Genomic DNA, 14,164 nt, shown 5'->3' with positions numbered 1-14,164 from the left:
CAGGATGAAGACGACGCTCTTTGCACCAGCGCGCAGGATGCGCGGACAGGGGATGGTGGAGCTGGCGGTCTGTGCCGCCGTGCTGGTGCCGCTGTTTCTGCTGATCCCGGTCGTCGCCAAGCTGGGACACAGCAAGCAGATGGCGATGCAGGCGGCCCGCAATGCAGCCTGGGAAGCGAGCGTGGCCAGAAATTACCAGCCACCCAGCCGTGCAGCTCTGCAGAGCAAAGCATTGGACCGCAATTTCGCCGACGCCGATGCGCCGATCACCAGTCGTGCGTCCGGTGTCAGCGGCGGGTCCTTCTCCGACCAGATGCTCAATACCTTCTCGAACCAGAAGCTGCTGGAAAAGCGCGACCTGTCGATCACGCGTACAGCCAACAAGGGCTCGCCCGGCTACGTCGACGACGCAGCCAATGTGCTGCCGAAGAACTATTTCGACAACGCCTTCCCGCCAAATAGGAACGGCTACGTCACGGCGGAAGTGACGCTGAACTATCGCGATCTGAAAACCACAGATGGTCGACCCGCGCGCTACCTCGAACCGTTGGACAACCTCAACCTGGTCGATAAGCGTCATCAGACCCTGCTGACCGATGCCTGGAATGCCTCTGGCCCACGCAGCGGTGCGCGCAGCGTCATTGCCACCGTCCGACCGTTGGCGCCGGCCTCCTACTTCCAGGGCCTGGATCCCCTCATCGATACGCTGAAGCCATTGAAGCCGATTCTGCCGATGGTGGGTTCTCTCGGCGATCTGGAGATTGGCACCATCGAACCGGATGTCGTTCCTGCCGACAAGCTGGCCGACTACCCGCTGAAGCCGAGTAAGCCATGAACGCAGGGGTCTCCCACCGCATGCTTGCTGTCGGACTCTACGCACTCCTGTCCGGTTTTGTTGCGGAACCGGCGCATGCGCTGGACTGGCCGGAAGTGCCGGTCCCCGATCAGGCCACGGGCGAGATCGTGTCCGATCACATGCTCTACAACGGCATTGCGATGCGCGCCAGCCGCTTTCGCGTCGCCCAGTCACCGCAACAGATCGAGCAGTTCTACCGCAAGCAATGGGGCAACACCGTGGTGGCCACGCCGATGGGCAACAAGACCGTGCTTGGACACATGACCAGGGACGGCTACTACATCACGGTGGAGTTGAGTGGAGACACCACGCGCACACAGGGGCAGATCGGGGTGATGGAACTGCCAAAAAAAGATCTCCCTGCCGATGGGGTCGGCAAGGGCTTCGGCCGACTGCCCGACACCCAGGTCGCCGAGGACATCGTCTACATGGACACCCCGCGTCATGTCAGGACGTTGAGCATGCTCAACCAGTACACACCGCTGCAAAACCAGCAGTACTACTCACGTTACTTCGCCGGGCAAGGCTATGCCCGCGACGACTCGTCATCGGCGTGTACGGCAAGCAGTCCGCATTGCGTTTCCCGCTTCACCCGGCGGGACGAGCGCGTCACCGTCACCTCGAGCCGGGAAAAGACCGGCACCGTGATCGTGGCGGTGGTCGAATGAACGCGCCTCCGCTGCTCGGCCGACGCCTGCAGCGCGGCCAGTCCACGATCGAATATACCGTGGTGGTCATGGCGCTAGTGATCGTGCTGATCGCCAAGCCCGACGTGATCACCGAGGTGGTGACAGCCCTGAAAGATCTCTATGCCGCCTTCGTCTACGCCATCTCGGCGTCCGACGTGCTGGTTGATTCCCTTCCTTCGCGATGACCTGCCGACGGCGCATCTTCAATGCAGAAACCCAAACTCAGCAAGAACGTTCTTTTCATCCTGATCGCAGTGGTCATGGCCGGCCTTGCGGCCTTCATCGCGGTCAGCTACATCCGCACCACAGTCGCCGAACGCACTCAGGACAACCGGCCGATGGTCGACGTCGCGGTGCCGGTGAACGATCTGCCGCAGGGTGCCATCCTGCAAGGCGGCGATCTGGCCCTGCGTACGATCCCGGCCGAATTCGCGCCGGCCGATGCAGTCACGCCTGACAACCACACCCAGTTCGAAGGCAGGATGCTGCGCGCACCAGCACGCGGCGGTGCGCCCTTGAGCGCCAGCGCCCTGGTTCCGCTATACGACCAGTTCTCGCGGCTGATTCCCAAGGGCAAGGTTGCCTACACGATGAGTGTCGACGAGAACAATTCGATTTCGGGCATGATCGCGCCGGGCGACATGATCGACATCTTCTTCGTCAAGGACGCCACCACAGGCGGCAACGGTGGCCAGGGCACGGGCGCGCAGGTGTTCCCGCTGCTGCAGAAGATCAAGGTGCTGGCGGCCGGCAGCCGCATCGGCGAGGCACAGGCTCCGAAGGAAGGTGAGGAAGCGAACACGTCCGCCGGTTTCTCCAGCGTCACCCTGGAGCTGGATCAATACCAGGCCAAGCAGCTGGCCGTTGCGTCCAAGGTTGGGGCCGTGCGCGTGCTGCTGCGCGAGATCAAAGACACATCGCCAGGCGCGGCAACGGGTATGAGCGAGAGTCAATTGTTGCGGTCGCTGGGATCAGGCGATTCGGCGGACACGGGCAGCGGAAGCAGCCGCGTTGAGTTCATCATTGGCGGAAAGGGTTAAGCATGACGCAAGCAACACGTTGCAGGAGCAAGGCCGGAACATCGGCGCCATGGTTGGCCGGCTTGCTGCTGGCAGGCATTGGGGGATGGAACGCATCGGCACAACAGACCCCACCCCCTGCCGCTGCGGCAAGGCCGGCCGCGCAGGCCGCTGTGCCAGCGGCCGGGCAGCCAGCGGAAGCTCCATCGGCGGAACAGGCGCGGCTGATGGCGCAAGGGCGTCAGGTCGACCAGTTCAAGCAGTCGGTCGAATCGCAGATCCAGGAACTGGGCAACAGCGGCTCATCATCGGGCGGCGGCGGCGCCCTGGCAGGCGACAAGAAACCCTCCGTCGCTCCGCTGATCCAGTCCTCGCAAAGCATCTATGCCGGCGAAGCGGTGGTGCGCCGCGTACCCTGGGCCTTGCGCCGCATCGCGGTCGGCGACGGCGACGTGCTAAGCGTTTTCTCGGTTGGAAAATCCGAACTTGTCATGATCGGGACCAAGCCCGGCGACACCAACGTGCACCTGTGGATGGCCGACGGCAGCCAGCGCGACGTCAACGTGACGGTGAGCGGCAGCAAGTCCGAGGGCTCTGCGGACACAGTGCGCGAGCTGTTGGGCAATACACCGGGCCTCACCGTGCGGGCCATCGGCGCCAACGTGGTGATTTCCGGCAACGATGTCGACGCCGCGACCACGGCAAAAATTCAGGCGCTGCAGAAGATCTATCCGCAGGTGCTGAACTTCGCCGGCGCCGACCCGGTGGGCATGCGGCCGATGGTGCAGATGGATGTGTCGATCATGGAGTTCAACAAGAACTCGGTCGAAGATCTGGGCATCCGCTGGGACAGCACCATCGATGGTCCGATTGGCGGTCTGATCCGCGACGTGACCACGAACAATTACTTCCGCGTGCTGCCGCAGAACAACCAGACCTTCCAGGACATCAAGGATCAGCTGCCTACCAAGCTGCCCGGGCCGCAGGGCTACTTCGGCATTGCCACCACCATCGCCTCGAAGATCAACCTGCTGATGAGCCGCGGCAAGGCGTGGGTGCTGGCGCAGCCCAAGCTGAGCGCCAAGAGCGGCAGCAACGCGACCTTCCTGGTCGGTGGCGAAGTGCCGATCGTGGTGCCGTCGATCCTCGGCCAGACCCAGATCGAGTACAAGGAATACGGCATCCGCCTCAACATCAACCCGACGGTCAACTCGTCCAATCAGGTGAATACCTCGATCATGGCCGAGGTCAGCCGGATCGATCCGTCGGTGTCGGTGCAGGGCGTTCCCGGCTTCCTGACCCGGCGCGTGGAGACCGAGCTGAACGTCAATGCCGGCCAGACCATCGTCATCTCCGGTCTGCTCGATCGGGAAGCCTCCAAGGCCGTGGACAAGCTGCCGCTGCTGGGCGACATCCCGATCCTCGGCAAGCTGTTCCGCTCCGATGGCTTCCGTGGCAACAAGACCGAACTGGTGATCTTCGTGACCCCGCGCATCGTCAGCCCGACCTCGCCGGAGAACCTGCAGGATCTGCAGCGTGCCGAAGGGATCGAGAAGGAGCTGCAGAACGAAATCAGTCCGCGGCAAGACAAGTTGATCAAGTAACCCACCCCACGGAGCGCAAGGTTCACCGCCATGTTCACAGTGCTGATCAATACGCCAGGAGGCGACACGCGCCAGGTCAAGTGCATGCACCGCGAGTGCGGCATCGGCCGTGCCGATGCCAATCTGGTGATGCTGCAGGGCTGGAACATCGCCGGCAAGCACGCCACCCTGCTGCGCGAGGACGACGGCGTGTTCATCCTGCCCCTGGGCGGGCGCGAGCCGATCACGCTCAACGGCAAGGTGGTGCTAGCCAAGCAGGGGCCGATCGACGGCAAGGACGAGATCCGCATCGGCCAGTACATGCTGAAGGTCAGCGGCGACGATGCACGCATCGTCCGACAGACGCCCGCCGCCAACGACGGCGCGGCGGTCAGGGCCTCGGAAGCGCCCGCAGCAGCAACCGACGCAACGCCCGAGCGCAAGCCGGCCGCACCCGCCGCGACCGACATGGTGGTGGCCGGGCCGCCGCCGTCGGATATCGCCACCTGGCGTACCAAGTTGCACATGGCGCTGGTACGGCAGATGGACCTGCGACGCATGGACGTGCGCAGCATGGACGACAGCGCGCTGCGCGACAGCACCATCAACCTGATCGACGACATCCTCAAGCGCGAGTTCAGCGATCTGCCCGCGGACATCAGCCCGCGCCGGCTGGCCAAGCAGGTATTGGACGAGGCAATCGGATTGGGGCCGCTGGAAGACCTGATCGACGATCCGACCGTCACCGAAATCATGGTCAATTCGCACGACGACATTTTCATCGAGCGTGCCGGGCGCATCCAGAAGTCCGAGGTGGTGTTCTCCAACGAACGTGCCTGCCTGGCCGCGATCGAACGCATCGTTACGCCCCTGGGGCGGCGTATCGACGAAAGTTCGCCGCTGGTCGACGCACGCTTGAAAGATGGCTCCCGCGTCAACGCGGTGATCCCACCGGTGGCCCTGCGCGGACCGAGCATCAGTATCCGTAAGTTCGCCACGCGCCGGCTGATGGGCGAGGACCTGCTGAAGTTCGGTTCGCTGAATGAGGCGATGCTGGAGTTTCTGATCATGGCGGTGCGCGAGCGCCGCAACATCGTGGTGTCCGGCGGTACCGGCTCGGGCAAGACCACCCTGCTGAACATCCTGTCGAACTTCATCCCGGACGGCGACCGCGTGGTCACCATCGAGGATGCGGCGGAACTGAAACTGGTTCAACCCAACCTGGTGGCGCTGGAAGCCCGCCCGCCCAACATGGAGGGCAAGGGCCAGATCACCATCCGCGACCTGGTCAAGAACGCGCTGCGCATGCGTCCGGATCGCATCGTGGTCGGCGAGTGCCGCGGCGGCGAATGCCTGGACATGCTGCAGGCGATGAACACCGGCCACGAAGGCTCGCTGACCACCGCGCATGCCAACAATCCGCGCGAGACGCTCTCGCGCCTGGAGGTGATGGTGATGATGGCCGGCATGGAGCTGCCGATGACGGTGGTGCGCGAGCAGATCGCGTCGGCGGTCAACCTGATCGTGCACCAGCGCCGCTACCCCTGCGGCTCGCGCAAGGTCAGCCACATCACCGAAATCACCGGCATCGAAAGCGGCACCATCCAGATGCAGGACCTGTTCCTGTTCAAGCCCACCACCTACCACGGCCCCGACGGCAAGGTCGCCGGCAACTTCGTCGCGACTGGCGCCGTGCCCGAGTTCTACGAGGAACTCGCCGAACGCGGCGTGTCGGTGGATCTGGGCATCTTCCGCAACCAGGGAAGCGCACGCTGATGGCACTGTGGCTGATCGCCTTGCTGGTGTTCGCCGGGACCGTGACGGCCTTCCTGCTGATCGCGCGCTCCAGCGAGCAGTTCCTGAAGCGCTACCGCGAAAGCTTCATGGATCAGGCCCGCATGAACCTGGCGGACATGTTCCTGTTCCTGGATCCGGCCCAGGTCTACATGATCAGCGCCGTGGTGATGGTTGTCATTCCACTGATCATCTGGATGCTGACCGGCAGCCTGATCATTGCGGTGCTGGTCGGCATCTTCCTGCTCTTTGCGCCGCGCAAGGTCTACGCGTTCCTGCGCAAGCGCCGGCTGGAGCGGATCCAGGAGCAGCTTCCCGACGCGCTGCAGATGCTGTCCAGCAGCCTGCGCGCCGGCGTCGGCTTCGCGCCGGCGATGGAAGTACTGGTTCATGACGGTCAACCGCCACTGGCGCAGGAACTGGCGCTGGTGCTGCGTGAGCAACACATGGGCCTTCGCGCCGAAGAGGCGATGGAAAACTTCAGCAAGCGCGTCCCCATCACCGATGCCGAGTTGTTCGTCTCGGCGGTCAACATTTCGCGCGAGGTCGGCGGCAATCTGGCGGAGACCTTGGCGACCCTGGCCGAGACGCTGCGCCGGCGACTGACCATGGAGAAGAAGGTGAAAGCGCTGACCGCGCAGGGCCGCCTGCAGGGCATCGTCATGGCGATGCTGCCGGTGTTCCTGATCGGCTATCTCAGCCTGATGTACAGCGAAACCATGCAGCCGATGTTCCATAGCTGGCATGGCTGGTTGGTGATCACCATCTGCCTGGTCATGGAGTATCTGGGCTACCGCCTCTGCAAGAAGATCATGACGATCGACGTATGACCTGGATGCTCGCCCTCGTCGCGCTTCTTGCCGCCGGCGCCGTGGCGCTGGTGATCATCGGCACGCGCGGGGTGATCCGCGAAGTCGAGCTGGAAGACCGTACCTACTACGACCCGCTGCCGCGACTGATGCAATTGATGTGGCCGCTGGTGACGGTGCTGACCCGGCGCATCGCGCCGCGCCTGAGTGTGGCGCAACTGGAACAGACCCACCGCCAGCTGCAGGCGGCCGGCCAGGACTACACGCTGACGCCGGAAGAGTTCTATGGCTTGCGCATGGCCAGCGCACTGGTGGTGATCGCCTTCTTCCTGCTGTGCACCGGCATGCTTGGCCATCTAGGGATCGGCTCGGGCCTGATGTGCCTGCTGTTCGGCGGCGTGCTCGGCTGGCTGTACCCCGCGCTGTGGCTGGGCGAGCGCCGCAAGGCGCGGCAGAAGACCGTCGTGCGCGACCTTCCGGTCTATCTGGATTTCATCACCATGTCGGTCGAGGCCGGCCTGAACGTCACCGGCGGCATCGAGCAGGCGGTGGCCAAGGGACCGGCCGGTGCGCTGTCGCAGGAGTTCTCTCGCATGCTGCGCGACCTGCGCGCCGGCCTGCCCCGTGCCGAGGCGTTGCGGCGCATGGCCGAGCGCATGGACATCGCGCAGATCACCAGCTTCACCAGCGCACTGATCCAGGCCGACAAGGTCGGCGCCAACCTGAGCGACACCTTGCGCGCACAGGCCAACCAGCGCCGCGAGGAACGTTTCCTGCGCGCCGAGAAGCTGGCGCTGGAAGCACCGGTGAAGATGATGCTGCCGCTGGTGATGTTCTTCTTCCCGCTCATCTTCCTGTTCCTCGGCTACTTCATCTACTTGAAGATGCTGCAGGAGGGCATCCTGTGAAGCGTGGATGCATCGAGCGCAGCGCCGGCATCCCGATCCCGCAGGTGTGGGCGGCGGATACCTGGTGGTCGCGCGCGCGCGGGTTGCTGGCGCGCCCGGCGCTGGCCACCGATGGATCGGAGGCCTTGCTGATCCGTCCGTGCGCCAGCGTGCATACCATCGGCATGGGCTATCCGTTGGATCTGGTGTTCCTGGGCCACGACGATGTCGTGCTGGAGTGGCGCGAGAACGTCAGGCCTTATCGCACGGCGATGTGCCGGCGGGCCGCGGCGACCATCGAGTTCCATGGCGGTGCGCTGGACCGTCTACAGCCGCAACGCGGCGAACACTGGCACTGGCGCGCCACCGCGCCGGTGCCTTCCTCTACCGGAGCCATGTCATGAAAGCACGCGTCCGCGCACCGCGCAGCCGCTCGTCGATGCGCGGCCAATCCATGGTGGAACTGGTGATCATCACGCCGGTGCTGCTGTTCCTGTTGCTCGCCGTCATCCAGGCGGTGCTGCTGTACCGCATGAAGTCCACGCTCGATTACGCCGCGCTGATGGCGGCGCGCGCGGGTGCGGTCAGCGGGGTGGATCGCATGGAGATGCGCAAGGGCTTCGCCAAGGGCATGATGCCGCTGTATGCCCACGACACCGGCCAGGCTGCGGTCGAGATGGCGTACGCCAAGGCCTTCGCCGACCTCACCCTGCACGGCCGCATCACCGTCATCAATCCCACGCGCGCCGCGTGGAGCAACTTCCGCGAACGCCAGTACAACGGCCAGTACGCGTTGCCCAACGACACGCTCGCCTACCGCAGCGACGCGGTCGGCAGCAGTGGTGTCAATGTGCAGGACGCGAACATCCTCAAGATCAAGGTGGTCTACGACGCGCCCTTGGTCGTTCCCTTCGTCGGCTGGGTACTTGGCGGGAAGTCGCAGTACCTGAAGGCCGGCACGTTCGAATCCTCTCCGCTGCAGCCACTCACCAATCGCCTGTCCATCGAAAGCTACGCCATCGTACGCATGCAGTCGCCCATCTACACGCAGGGCAACCTGGACAAGTGATGCATCGGTGCGCACTGCTGGCTTGCGCTGCGGTACTGTGCCAGGCCGCTCTCGGCGAGGTACACGCCGAAGACGCTGCATTCTCTGGCGTCGCCCAGGTGACGACCAACGAGCTCGGCGGCCTGAGCCGGATCCAGCCGCGCGGCGCGGCGCAGCCGGCGATGGTGTTCTTTCGCGACGACGCGTTGCGGATCCAGTTCCAGGATGCCAGCGGTCGGTCGTATGCGCTGATCCTGGCGAAAGATGCACCCACCGGTTGGATCGTCGGCCAGCAGGGCGGCGCGATGCCCGTTCCCGGGATGCGCTGGCCGCTACGCTTCGATCCGGAGCACCCCTGCGCGGGTCTTGGCATGTTCGCCGATTGCCAGCGTGGCGACAGCGGCCTGCGCGCGGGCCGCGACGCGGTGCAATGGCGGTACCGCCTGGCCAACCCGGATGGGCCCGGCAGGACCCGGCAAGGCACGATGTGGCTGGACCGCGAGACCGGCCTGGTGCTCGCCTATCGCGGCAAGACCGGGCTGGAACAGCAACAGCAATGGGACATCCAACGCGTCGACTACGGCCCGCAGCCGGATGCGCTGTTCCAGCCACCCGACCTGACGCACTGATCGCGCTTCTGCTGCGACTCAAACCTGTGTCGCCCATTGTTGGTCGACGCGGGTTCATGGTTCTGCAGCAAGATCGGCCGATCGCGCCGTTACACTAGTTTGGTTCGTCCCCCGACAAGGAGTATCTCTGTGAAAAGAGCAGTAGCGGCGACGTTGGCCCTGGCCGTCATCGCAAGTCTGAGCGCCTGCAAGAAGCACGAGCAAGCCGCACATCCCGACGATCAGGCGACGGCCCCCGCGGCGACCGCCAGCGGCGCGCAGGAAACTCCCGCGGCCCAGTCCCCCGCCAGTACGGCATTCGATCCTGCCAGCCTGCCGGTGTCCGACGTCCCACTGGGAGATTTCCCCTACATCGCGCTGCCCACCGGCTATGTCACCGGCAGCACGCCGGACGTCGCAGATTTCGACCAGGTGCCGTTCTGGACCGGCGATCGCCTGCAGCCGGTCGAGGGCAAGGTCTGGTCGGCGCACATCGATGCGGCACAGGGCAAGACCTTCTCCGATCTGGAACTGGAGCGCAATATCGAATCCGTTGTCACCGCACTCGGCGGCAAGAAGATCTTCGACGGCAAGCTCCCTGAAGCGGCCACGCAGAAAATCAAAGAGTGGCCACGCAATATCGCAAGCAAGTACAACAGCGGCCTTGGCGATGTCTGGAACAACCCGGCGCAGGTCTTCGTCGTGCATCGCGCCGACCGCGATATCTGGATTCACCTGTGCAGCTACCAGTTCGGTGGCGGCCTGCTGATCGCCGAGACCAAGCCGCTGCAGGTCACCGCCAGCCTGCTGCCGGCCAGCGAACTGAAGACGCAGATCGACAAGACCGGCAAGGTCGCGCTGCACGTCAACTTCGCCACCGACAAGACCGACATCCTGCCCGATTCGCAGCCGCAGATCGCGCAGGTCGTGCAGTTGCTCAAGCAGGACGCCGCGTTGAAGCTGGCCGTCAACGGCTATACCGACGGCACCGGCGATGCCGCGCACAATAAGTCGCTTTCGGAAGGACGCGCCAAGGCGGTGGTCGCCGCGCTCGTCGCGCAGGGTATCGACGCGTCGCGTCTGACCGCAGCCGGCTTCGGCGACGCCGACCCGGTGGCGGACAATGCGACCGAGCAAGGCAAGTCGCAGAACCGCCGCGTCGAGCTCGTAAAGAAGAGCTGAGTCGCACCGGGTACCGCTGCATGCGGCCACCCTGATGCGTGCGGGTCGCGGTGCGGCGCAACGGCATGGCCGATTGCGCCGCATCGTCGACAGGACCGCACGCGCGCCCGCTTGCCGGCATGCGTTCCCGCAATCGGATGCCTTCCACTCCATGGCGATCCACGTCTCATGCGTATCCTGATTCTCGGCGCCGGCGCGACCGGCGGTTATTTCGGCGGACGCCTGGCCCAGGCCGGCGTCGATGTCAGCTTTCTGGTGCGACCACCACGGGCCGCACGCCTGCAACGCGATGGGTTGCGCATCCGCAGCCCGCGCGGCGACGCGGCGATCGCGGTGAGCACGCTCACCGCCGAGACGCTGCACAGCGCGGCACAGGCGCGGCCGTTCGATCTGGTGCTGCTGAGCTGCAAAGCCTACGACCTGGAAAGTTCGCTGGACGCGGTGGCGCCGGCGGTCCACGACGGCACCAGCGTGCTGCCGATCCTCAACGGCCTGCGCCACTACCGGGCGCTGGATGCGCGCTTCGGTGCGGAGCGGGTGATCGGTGGGCTGTGTTTCATCAGCGCGGTGCTGGATGCCGACGGCGCGATCCAGCATCTGGCCAAGCCGGCCTCGCTGACCTTCGGCGAGCGCGACGGCCGCGGTGCCGACAGCGCGCGCGTGTGCGCCCTGGCCGAGGCCTGCGCGCAGGCCGACGTGGACCATCTGGCCACGCCGCGGATCGCGCAAGAGCAATGGATCAAGTACACCTTCCTCACCGCGCTGGCCGCGGCCACCTGCCTGATGCGTGCGCCGATCGGACGCATCGTCGCCAGCGACGATGGCGTGGCGCTGGTGCGTGGCCTGTATGTCGAATGCACGGCGGTGTCCGCGGCGGCCGGCGAACCGGTGCCGGAAGCGGCGCAGGCCAGCGCGCTGCAATTGCTGACCCAGCCTGGTTCGCCGATGAAGGCCTCGATGCTGCGCGACCTGGAAGCCGGGCAACAGGTGGAAGCGCAGCAGATCGTCGGCGACATGCTGGTCCGCGCCCGCGCCGCCGGGCAGGACGCGCCGCTGCTGATGGCGGCGTACTGCCACCTGCAGGCGTACCAGGCCGGTCTGCCCGCGCGCTGAGGTTTGCCGCGGAAAGCCGGCGCCGCGCGCAGCGCACCCCTTCCATGCGCACTCCTGCCGTGGTGTTCCGGGGTAGTTGCCAAGCCGCCCCGAGGGCGGCCCTGCATCTTCGCGCGCCGCTGACGCGCCTGGCGCCTATGCTCGCCCACCACACAGGGGGCGAGCGAGCGGACACGCACATGGAAAAACTGTTCCGCGGCGGGCATTTCCTCATCATCCTGCTGTTCCTGCTGTGCGCGGCCGGGCTGATCTGCATGGCCGTGCTCGAGCTGTGGCACGGCCTGACCCCGGGCGGCGAACTGGTGGTGCGCGACCGCTTCAACGTGGTGCTGGAAGCGATCGGGCTGCTCACGGTGGCGCTGGTGACCCTGGAACTGGGCCAGACCATCTACGAGGAGGAGGTGCAGCGCGACGTCAAGGTCAGTGGACCGACCCGGGTGCGTCGCTACCTGTCGCGGTTCTTCGTGGTCATCGTCATCGCCCTGGCGATCGAGACCCTGGTATCGATCTTCGAACTGATGCACGACGATCCGTCCAAGCTGCCCTACGCATCTGCCGTGGGCCTGTGCGCGGCGCTGCTGCTGGTCGCCTGGGGCGTGTTCGTCAAGCTCAACCGCAGTGCCGAGGAACTGGAGCCGGAAGCCATGGCGGAGGCCAAGCGCGAGGACGCGCAGGTCGATTGAGAGGCCGTAGTGCCGCCAATGGCGTTACCTGCGCGGCAGCGGCTTCACCCGCGACGAATGCAGAGTAAAGCCGACTGACACCGTCGTGCGTCGGGACTGAAGTCCCTCCCACAAGAAGACGCCAACCCACGCCGTCCAGGATCTCCACCGGCGCATCGGCCGGCACGGTCGCAGAGGATCGGCATGGCCACCGGACCATCCGCCGCGACGCGTTGCCCGGTCGCGGCTGAAGCCGCTCCCACAAAAGACGCGTACAGCCAAGCGCGCTTTTACGGATCCCCAATCCCCAATCACGAATCCCCAAACACGAAACCCGCCGCGTCGACGTACTCAGCCCGGCATCGGCAAACGGAAGAATGTCCGCGCGGCAGAAGTGCTGGCCACGGCGACCGTCGCCACGTCCTCGCCGCGGTCGCGTGCCAGCTCCTCGACGATGTGCGCCAGGAACGCCGGCTCGTTGCGGCGGTCCTTCGGCGTCGGCTTGAGCGTGCGCGGCAGCAGGTACGGCGCGTCGGTCTCGATCATCAACCGGTTAGCGGGAATGTGCTTCACCAGCTCGCGCAGGTGCGCGCCGCGGCGCTCGTCGCACAGCCAGCCGGTGATGCCGATGTACCAGTCGCGATCCAGGTAGTCGAACAGTTCCTCGCGGTTGCCGGTGAAGCAATGCACCACCGCCGGGCCGAGCGTGCCGTCGAACTGGCGCATCAGCGCCATGAAGTCGGCATGGGCGTCGCGCTGGTGCAGGAACAGCGGCTTGCCGGTGTCCACCGCCAGCTGCAGCTGCCGCTCGAACGCACGGTGCTGCGCCGGCCGCGGCGAGAAATCGCGGAAGTAGTCCAGGCCGCACTCGCCCACCGCCACCACTTCGGCATGCGCATGCAGCGCGCGCAGTTCGGCGTCGCACTCGGCGGTGTACTCCACTGCGTGGTGGGGATGCACGCCGGCGGTGGCGTACAGCACGCCCGGATGCTGCTGCGCCAGTTGCAGCGCCAGCGGCGAGTGCTCGCGGCTGGCGCCGGTGACCACCAGTTGCGCGACACCGGCGGCGCGGGCGCGCTCCAATACCGCGTCGCGGTCGCGATCGAAGGACTCGTGGGTGAGGTTGGCGCCGATGTCGATCAGGGTCATGCGGTTGCGCGGGAATCAGCCGGGACAGCAGCCAATTGTACGGGCCACGCGCCTGTCGCCGCTCCCCGGCGGCGCGGCGGCCACGTATCCTTTGCCGATGACGTCCGCCGTGTTTCCGATCGATCCGCTGCTGCCGCAACTGCGCGACAGCCTCGCCGCCCATCCGCGCCTGGTGCTGGAAGCCCCGCCCGGCGCCGGCAAGACCACCCAGGTGCCGCCGGCGCTGCTCGACGCGCCCTGGCTGCAGGGCCGGCGCATCGTGATGCTGGAGCCGCGCCGGGTCGCCGCGCGCAGCGCCGCCGCCTTCATGGCCCGGCAGCGCGGCGAGACGCCGGGCGAAACCGTGGGCTACCGCATTCGCTTCGAGAACAAGGTGTCCGCGCGTACCCGCATCGAGGTGGTCACCGAGGGCATCCTGACCCGCATGCTGCAGGACGACCCGATGCTTGAGGGCGTCGGCGCGCTGCTGTTCGACGAGTTCCACGAGCGCCACCTGGCCGCGGACCTGGGCCTGGCGCTGGCCCTGGACGTGCAGGCGCAGGTGCGCGAGGACCTGCGCATCGTGGTGATGTCGGCAACCCTGGACGGCGAGCGCCTGGCGCAGTTCCTCGACGCGCCGCGACTGTCCAGCGCCGGGCGCAGCTTCCCGGTGGAGATCGCGCACTTTCCCGCGCGGCGCGAGGAATCGCTGGAGGCGCAGACCCGGCGCGCGGTCGAGCATGCGCTGCAGCAGCACCCGGGCGACGTGCTGGTGTTCCTGCCCGG

General features: G+C 65.9%; 16 protein-coding genes. 15 read left to right on the top strand and 1 reads right to left on the bottom strand.

The window, feature by feature from the left end; translation table 11 throughout:
- Window positions 1–4: 4 nt before the first annotated feature.
- The 14 genes from CEK69_RS18575 (at window position 5) to CEK69_RS18510 (ending at window position 12,271) form a co-directional block, all read left to right on the top strand.
- Entirely contained in the window at window positions 5–835 is an 831-nt protein-coding gene (locus CEK69_RS18575) for a TadE family protein (RefSeq protein ID WP_226975227.1), read from the top strand.
- A complete protein-coding gene (locus CEK69_RS18570) occupies window positions 832–1,524 on the top strand; it encodes a hypothetical protein (protein ID WP_226975226.1) in 693 nt (230 codons plus the stop codon). Before CEK69_RS18575 ends, CEK69_RS18570 begins: the two co-directional genes overlap by 4 nt.
- Window positions 1,521–1,730 (top strand): hypothetical protein, encoded by a 210-nt coding sequence (locus CEK69_RS18565; protein ID WP_152182378.1) that lies wholly within the window; start codon window positions 1,521–1,523, stop codon window positions 1,728–1,730. The genes CEK69_RS18570 and CEK69_RS18565 overlap by 4 nt, the downstream gene beginning before the upstream one ends.
- A 21-nt stretch (window positions 1,731–1,751) precedes the next feature.
- Complete coding sequence (gene cpaB, locus CEK69_RS18560) at window positions 1,752–2,585, top strand: Flp pilus assembly protein CpaB (protein WP_152247277.1); 834 nt, start codon at window positions 1,752–1,754, stop codon at window positions 2,583–2,585.
- Window positions 2,586–2,791: 206 nt separating this feature from the next.
- Window positions 2,792–4,168 (top strand): pilus assembly protein N-terminal domain-containing protein, encoded by a 1,377-nt coding sequence (locus CEK69_RS18555; RefSeq protein WP_152247275.1) that lies wholly within the window; start codon window positions 2,792–2,794, stop codon window positions 4,166–4,168.
- Between the two features lie 30 nt (window positions 4,169–4,198).
- Window positions 4,199–5,923 carry an ATPase, T2SS/T4P/T4SS family gene (locus CEK69_RS18550; protein WP_193314038.1) on the top strand — a complete coding sequence of 575 codons (1,725 nt, stop codon included), beginning with the start codon at window positions 4,199–4,201 and terminating at the stop codon, window positions 5,921–5,923.
- Window positions 5,923–6,771 (top strand): type II secretion system F family protein, encoded by an 849-nt coding sequence (locus CEK69_RS18545; RefSeq protein WP_152247273.1) that lies wholly within the window; start codon window positions 5,923–5,925, stop codon window positions 6,769–6,771. The genes CEK69_RS18550 and CEK69_RS18545 overlap by 1 nt, the downstream gene beginning before the upstream one ends.
- Window positions 6,768–7,658 carry a type II secretion system F family protein gene (locus tag CEK69_RS18540; RefSeq protein WP_152247271.1) on the top strand — a complete coding sequence of 297 codons (891 nt, stop codon included), beginning with the start codon at window positions 6,768–6,770 and terminating at the stop codon, window positions 7,656–7,658. The genes CEK69_RS18545 and CEK69_RS18540 overlap by 4 nt, the downstream gene beginning before the upstream one ends.
- Window positions 7,655–8,041 (top strand): DUF192 domain-containing protein, encoded by a 387-nt coding sequence (locus CEK69_RS18535; protein WP_152247269.1) that lies wholly within the window; start codon window positions 7,655–7,657, stop codon window positions 8,039–8,041. The genes CEK69_RS18540 and CEK69_RS18535 overlap by 4 nt, the downstream gene beginning before the upstream one ends.
- On the top strand, window positions 8,038–8,706 hold the full coding sequence (locus tag CEK69_RS18530; RefSeq protein WP_152247267.1) for a TadE family protein: 669 nt from the start codon (window positions 8,038–8,040) through the stop codon (window positions 8,704–8,706). The genes CEK69_RS18535 and CEK69_RS18530 overlap by 4 nt, the downstream gene beginning before the upstream one ends.
- Before the next feature lie 98 nt (window positions 8,707–8,804).
- Complete coding sequence (locus tag CEK69_RS18525) at window positions 8,805–9,314, top strand: hypothetical protein (protein WP_226975225.1); 510 nt, start codon at window positions 8,805–8,807, stop codon at window positions 9,312–9,314.
- A gap of 153 nt (window positions 9,315–9,467) precedes the next feature.
- Window positions 9,468–10,475, top strand: a complete 1,008-nt coding sequence (locus tag CEK69_RS18520) for an OmpA family protein (protein ID WP_152247265.1) — start codon at window positions 9,468–9,470, stop codon at window positions 10,473–10,475.
- A 168-nt stretch (window positions 10,476–10,643) separates the two neighbouring features.
- Window positions 10,644–11,588, top strand: a complete 945-nt coding sequence (panE, locus tag CEK69_RS18515; protein ID WP_152247263.1) for a 2-dehydropantoate 2-reductase — start codon at window positions 10,644–10,646, stop codon at window positions 11,586–11,588.
- A gap of 137 nt (window positions 11,589–11,725) precedes the next feature.
- On the top strand, window positions 11,726–12,271 hold the full coding sequence (locus tag CEK69_RS18510; protein WP_318526785.1) for a hypothetical protein: 546 nt from the start codon (window positions 11,726–11,728) through the stop codon (window positions 12,269–12,271).
- Between the two features lie 330 nt (window positions 12,272–12,601).
- Here the strand turns inward: CEK69_RS18510 and CEK69_RS18505 are convergent, their stop codons facing one another.
- Window positions 12,602–13,399 carry a TatD family hydrolase gene (locus tag CEK69_RS18505; protein WP_017907718.1) on the bottom strand — a complete coding sequence of 266 codons (798 nt, stop codon included), beginning with the start codon at window positions 13,397–13,399 and terminating at the stop codon, window positions 12,602–12,604.
- Window positions 13,400–13,496: 97 nt separating this feature from the next.
- Here CEK69_RS18505 and CEK69_RS18500 point away from each other — a divergent pair.
- Window positions 13,497–14,164: DEAD/DEAH box helicase (locus CEK69_RS18500; protein ID WP_343195293.1), on the top strand; the 668-nt coding region annotated here is incomplete at its 3' end.

It is taken from the genome of Xanthomonas sp. LMG 12462, assembly GCF_009192885.1.
Taxonomy (GTDB): domain Bacteria; phylum Pseudomonadota; class Gammaproteobacteria; order Xanthomonadales; family Xanthomonadaceae; genus Xanthomonas_A; species Xanthomonas_A sontii.
Note: the sequence above shows the minus strand (reverse complement) of the source record. Positions and strands in the feature narration are given on the sequence as shown.

What these genes read in the sequence shown, in the direction of transcription:
- CEK69_RS18575 (WP_226975227.1), top strand. Translation starts at nt 5, where the DNA reads ATGAAGACGACGCTCTTTGCACCAGCGCGCAGGATGCGCGGACAGGGG.
- CEK69_RS18570 (WP_226975226.1), top strand. Translation starts at nt 832, where the DNA reads ATGAACGCAGGGGTCTCCCACCGCATGCTTGCTGTCGGACTCTACGCA.
- CEK69_RS18565 (WP_152182378.1), top strand. Translation starts at nt 1,521, where the DNA reads ATGAACGCGCCTCCGCTGCTCGGCCGACGCCTGCAGCGCGGCCAGTCC.
- cpaB (WP_152247277.1), top strand. Translation starts at nt 1,752, where the DNA reads ATGCAGAAACCCAAACTCAGCAAGAACGTTCTTTTCATCCTGATCGCA.
- CEK69_RS18555 (WP_152247275.1), top strand. Translation starts at nt 2,792, where the DNA reads ATGGCGCAAGGGCGTCAGGTCGACCAGTTCAAGCAGTCGGTCGAATCG.
- CEK69_RS18550 (WP_193314038.1), top strand. Translation starts at nt 4,199, where the DNA reads ATGTTCACAGTGCTGATCAATACGCCAGGAGGCGACACGCGCCAGGTC.
- CEK69_RS18545 (WP_152247273.1), top strand. Translation starts at nt 5,923, where the DNA reads ATGGCACTGTGGCTGATCGCCTTGCTGGTGTTCGCCGGGACCGTGACG.
- CEK69_RS18540 (WP_152247271.1), top strand. Translation starts at nt 6,768, where the DNA reads ATGACCTGGATGCTCGCCCTCGTCGCGCTTCTTGCCGCCGGCGCCGTG.
- CEK69_RS18530 (WP_152247267.1), top strand. Translation starts at nt 8,038, where the DNA reads ATGAAAGCACGCGTCCGCGCACCGCGCAGCCGCTCGTCGATGCGCGGC.
- panE (WP_152247263.1), top strand. Translation starts at nt 10,644, where the DNA reads ATGCGTATCCTGATTCTCGGCGCCGGCGCGACCGGCGGTTATTTCGGC.
- CEK69_RS18510 (WP_318526785.1), top strand. Translation starts at nt 11,726, where the DNA reads ATGCTCGCCCACCACACAGGGGGCGAGCGAGCGGACACGCACATGGAA.
- CEK69_RS18505 (WP_017907718.1), bottom strand. Translation starts at nt 13,399, where the DNA reads ATGACCCTGATCGACATCGGCGCCAACCTCACCCACGAGTCCTTCGAT.